The organism is Streptomyces inhibens (genome assembly GCF_003389455.1).
Taxonomy (GTDB): Bacteria; Actinomycetota; Actinomycetes; order Streptomycetales; family Streptomycetaceae; genus Streptomyces; species Streptomyces inhibens.
On record NZ_QUAC01000354.1, the window covers coordinates 1 to 4,356 of the forward strand.

At 68.7% G+C, this 4,356-nt stretch carries 3 protein-coding genes; 2 read left to right on the forward strand and 1 reads right to left on the reverse strand.

Annotated elements, in window-relative coordinates; translation table 11 throughout:
- Together DY245_RS34350 and DY245_RS34355 are read left to right on the forward strand one after the other, a co-directional pair.
- Positions 1-825: pyridoxal phosphate-dependent decarboxylase family protein (locus tag DY245_RS34350; RefSeq protein ID WP_244943449.1), on the forward strand; the 825-nt coding region annotated here is incomplete at its 5' end.
- A complete protein-coding gene (locus DY245_RS34355) occupies positions 822-2,252 on the forward strand; it encodes a lysine N(6)-hydroxylase/L-ornithine N(5)-oxygenase family protein (protein WP_128511034.1) in 1,431 nt (476 codons plus the stop codon). The genes DY245_RS34350 and DY245_RS34355, both read left to right, overlap by 4 nt.
- A gap of 47 nt (positions 2,253-2,299) precedes the next feature.
- On the opposite strand, the gene DY245_RS34360 is transcribed toward DY245_RS34355, so the two are convergent.
- Positions 2,300-4,120 (reverse strand): bifunctional metallophosphatase/5'-nucleotidase, encoded by a 1,821-nt coding sequence (locus tag DY245_RS34360; protein WP_128511035.1) that lies wholly within the window; start codon positions 4,118-4,120, stop codon positions 2,300-2,302.
- Positions 4,121-4,356 lie beyond the last annotated feature (236 nt).

Consider the following 4,356-nt stretch of genomic DNA (forward strand, 5'->3'; position numbering starts at 1 on the left):
GCCTGGCTCCTCGGCCTCCCCGCACCCCTCACCCTCCCCACCCCCGACGGCATCCTCACCCCCGACACCGTCCACACCTGCCTCGCCAACCTCGCCGGACGCACCGGCCCCCTCCTCCTCACCGCCACCGCCGGCACCACCGACTCCGGCGCCATCGACCCCCTCCCCGCCCTCGCCGACATCGCCGACCGGCACGGCGCCCGCTTCCACATCGACGCCGCCTACGGCGGACCCCTGCTCTTCAGCGACACCCACCGCACCGCACTGCACGGCCTCGACCGCGCCCACACCGTCGCCCTCGACCTGCACAAACTCGGCTGGCAACCCGTCGCGGCCGGCCTCCTCGCCGTCCCCGACCCCACCACCCTCGCCCCGCTCGCCCACCAGGCCGACTACCTCAACGCCGACGACGACACCGAAGCCGGCCTCCCCGACCTGCTCAGCCGCTCACTGCGCACCACCCGACGCCCCGACATCCTCAAAATCGCCGTCACCCTCAAAGCCCTCGGCCGCCACGGCCTCGGCGAACTCATCGACCGCACCCTCGCCGCCGCCCAGGCCCTCGCCGACCTCATCGAGGCCCACCCCCGCTACGAACTCCACTCCCGCCCCACCCTCAGCACCGTCCTCTTCCGCCCCACCGGCGCCGACCACACCACCCTCGCCACCATCCGCCGCACCCTCCTCACCGACGGACAAGCCGTCCTCGGCCGCGCCACCACCCCCACCGGGCTCTGGCTCAAGGCCACCCTCCTCAACCCCCACACCCAACCCGGAGACCTCACCACCCTCCTCAAACTCGTGGAAGGCCACATCCCCCGATGACCAGCACCCCCGAAGGCGCCCTCACCACCGACACCACCGGCCCCGACGAACCCCTCGACCTCGCCGGCATCGGCATCGGCCCCTTCAACCTCTCCCTCGCCGCCCTCGCCCACCCCCTCACCCACCTGCGCACCGCCTTCTACGACCAGAGCCCCGCCTTCCACTGGCACCCCGGCCTCCTCATCGACGGCGCCACCCTCCAAGTCCCCTTCCTCGCCGACCTCGTCACCCTCGTCGACCCCGCCAGCCCCTGGACCTTCCTCAACTACCTCAAAACCCGTGAACGCCTCTTCCCCTTCTACTTCGCCGAGCGCTTCCACCTCCACCGCGCCGAATACGACGCCTACTGCCGCTGGGTCAGCGAAAACCTCCCCGACCTCCACTTCGGCCACCAGATCGACGCCGTCCGCTGGAACCCCGAACGCGAAGCCTTCGAAGTCGACTTCACCCAACTCGGCACCGAAGGCGAAGCCGAAGCCCTCGGCCGCACCTACGCCCGCAACCTCGTCCTCGGCATCGGCACCACCCCCCACATCCCCGTCCCGCTACGCCTCCTCGCCGACGCCCCCGCCGTCCCCGTCATCCACTCCGCCGACTACCTCGACCACCGCGAACGCCTGCTCGCCGCCGACCACATCACCGTCATCGGCGCCGGCCAGTCAGGCGCCGAAATCTTCCTCGACCAGCTCCGCGCCCGCCCCGCCGGCCGCGAAGGCCTCCACTGGCTCGCCCGCACCCCCGCCTTCGCCCCCATGGAATACAGCAAACTCGGCCTCGAACACTTCACCCCCGACTACACCCGCTACTTCCACGCCCTCCCCGAACGCGTCCGCGACGGCCTGGTCCCCGGCCAATGGCAGCTCCACAAGGGCATCGACCACACCACCCTCGCCGCCATCCACGACGAGCTCTACCGCCGCACCCTCGACGGCGGCTGGCCCGACACCACCCTCACCCCCGGCGTCTGCGTCCGCACCGCAGGCCGCGTCGGCACCACCAAGGTCGAACTCCACCTCGACCACACCCAGCAAGGCACCCGCTCCCGCCTCACCACCGACGCCGTCATCCTCGCCACCGGCTACCGCGAACGCCGCATGGACACCCTGCTCGCCGCCCTCGACCCCTACGTACGCCGCGACTCCGGCGAACGCCCCCGCATCGACGAACACCACCGCATCGCCCTCGACCCCTCCGTCACCGGCTCGATCTACGTCCAGAACGCCGAAACCCACACCCACGGCGTCGGCACCCCCGACCTCGGCCTCGCGGCCTGGCGCAGCGCCACCATCCTCAACTCCCTCACCGACAAAACCCCCTACCCCCTCCCCACCCGCACCGCCTTCACCACCTTCGGCCTCCCCCAACCCTCAACCCCCCGAACCGGCACCGTCCCCCGCCAGGGCTCCACCCTCGTCCCACGCCACTGACCCACGGCGGCGATGCCCCGGCACCGCCGCCGCCCACCCGGCTGTCCTCAGAAAACCGGCACCCCGTCCCGCGTCAACTTCCAATCCACCGAAGCAAACTTCACCGGATCGATCTCCCCGTTCTCCTGCACCCAACCGATAATCACATTCCGGATCTCGTCCGACGTCGACCACACCTGCTCCGCAGCCGCCACATGCGGGAAATTCCCGCCGCCGCTCGCCCGATAATTGTTCACCGCCAGCACGAACCGCGCCGCATCATCCACCGGCTTCCCGCCGAACATCAGCTTCCCGATCCGCTGACCCACCGGCCTCGCGATATCGATCTCGTACGACACACCGCTCACCGCGTCATAGTTGTAATCCGGCGTACCGTCCGCATTCGTGATCTTCGACGGATCCACCGGACCATCACCGGCCGCCGTCCGCACGTAATACCGCGCCGAAAACTCCAGATACGCCCGCACCTGCGCACCCGTCAGCACCCGCGCCTCCAGCGTATTGTCGAACGGATACAACGCCGCCATCGACCGGATCGTCACATCACCTTCCGGAACCGTTGCCGTCCGCGAAAAACACGACGCCTGCGACAACACCGGCAACGACGCATACGCCGACCCCGCCAGCGCCTTACGCACCACCTCCGCCTGCACAAACGCAATGAAGTCCAATATCGGCGTATCCCGCACCGGAGCCTGGGCCGCCGTCATCTCCGCCTTCGACCGCCCGATCACCCGGTTCACATACGCCACGACCTTCCGATGCTCCGCACGCAACAGACCCGTGATCCGCCGATCCTCCGCCACCGCATTCGAATTCAAGACACGCGAACCAACCGACCCCACCTCCCAGCGCCCCCGACGCCACTCCACCACCACATCGAAAAGCGTCAGCCGCTGCCCCCACTTCAACGGCTCCGACAACACCACCTCCCGGCCCGACTGCTCATTCAGCACCCGCCGCTCGGGAATCTCCACATGCGCATGCCCCACCAAAATCGCATCGATCCCCGGCACCTGCTCCGCCACCAGCACCGCCGCATTCTCCACATACGGCAACTGATCCCCGTACGACGACGTACCACTCGTCCCCGAATGCGCCGACACGATCACCACATCCGCGCCCATCGACCGCAGCTTCGGCACCCACTTCGCCGCCTGCTCCACCAACCCCGGAAACGCCAGCTTCCCCTGCACATGAGCCTTGTCCCAGATCGCGATCCCCGGATTCGTCAGACCCAGCACCGCCACCTTCACCTCCCGCCCGTGCGGCGACCGCAACCGCTTCATCACATACGGCCAAAACGCCGGCCGCAGTGACTTCGCATCCACCGCATTCGCCCCCAGCAGCGGAAAATCACAGCTCTCCTCGAACTTCCGCAACACCGGAATCCCGTAATTGAACTCGTGATTCCCCAGCGCCGCCGCGTCATAGCCGATCGCATTCATCGCCCGCGCCATCGGATGCACCGGACCGTCCGGATCCGTGATCGGATCCACCTTCGCGTAGTAGTACGCCAGTTGCGTCCCCTGAATGGTGTCACCGGCATCGATCAGCAGCGTGTTGTGCCGGCCCTTCTCCCGCCGCACATCCGCCACCAGCGTCGAAATCTTCGCCAGCCCGACATCATTGTGAGCCGCGTCGTCGAACTCCGCGTCCGCCGCATAGTCCCAGTTGAAGACATTGCCGTGCAGATCCGTCGTACCCATCACCGTGAACGCATACCGCTCCCGACGGTGACCATGGCCGCGCCCGCCGCCGCCCTCAACCCCCACCGCCGCCGCCGGCGCGCCCGCGGCCCCCGCGAGCGCCACCCCGGCTCCCGTCACCACGGAACCACCCACGAACTTCCTACGGTCGAGCGACATGCCAACTCCCTTGGACGAAAGGCCTTACGGACAGGGACAACGCGCGTAGATTCTGGCCCAGCAGCCCTCACCGCGACACCCCTCACCGCCCGACAGCGGATGACCCACCCCACCCCGCCCCGATATGCGACCCTGCACCCCACGCCCACCCCGACACCCCACCCACCGCGCACCGCCCACCGAACCCGGGAGGCACCCATGACCGGCCCCACCCCCGACACACCCACCGAACACAC

Bases quoted from the DNA above. Each gene is read 5' to 3' on its own strand.
- DY245_RS34355 (WP_128511034.1), top strand. From the start codon at position 822: ATGACCAGCACCCCCGAAGGCGCCCTCACCACCGACACCACCGGCCCC.
- DY245_RS34360 (WP_128511035.1), bottom strand. From the start codon at position 4,120: ATGTCGCTCGACCGTAGGAAGTTCGTGGGTGGTTCCGTGGTGACGGGA.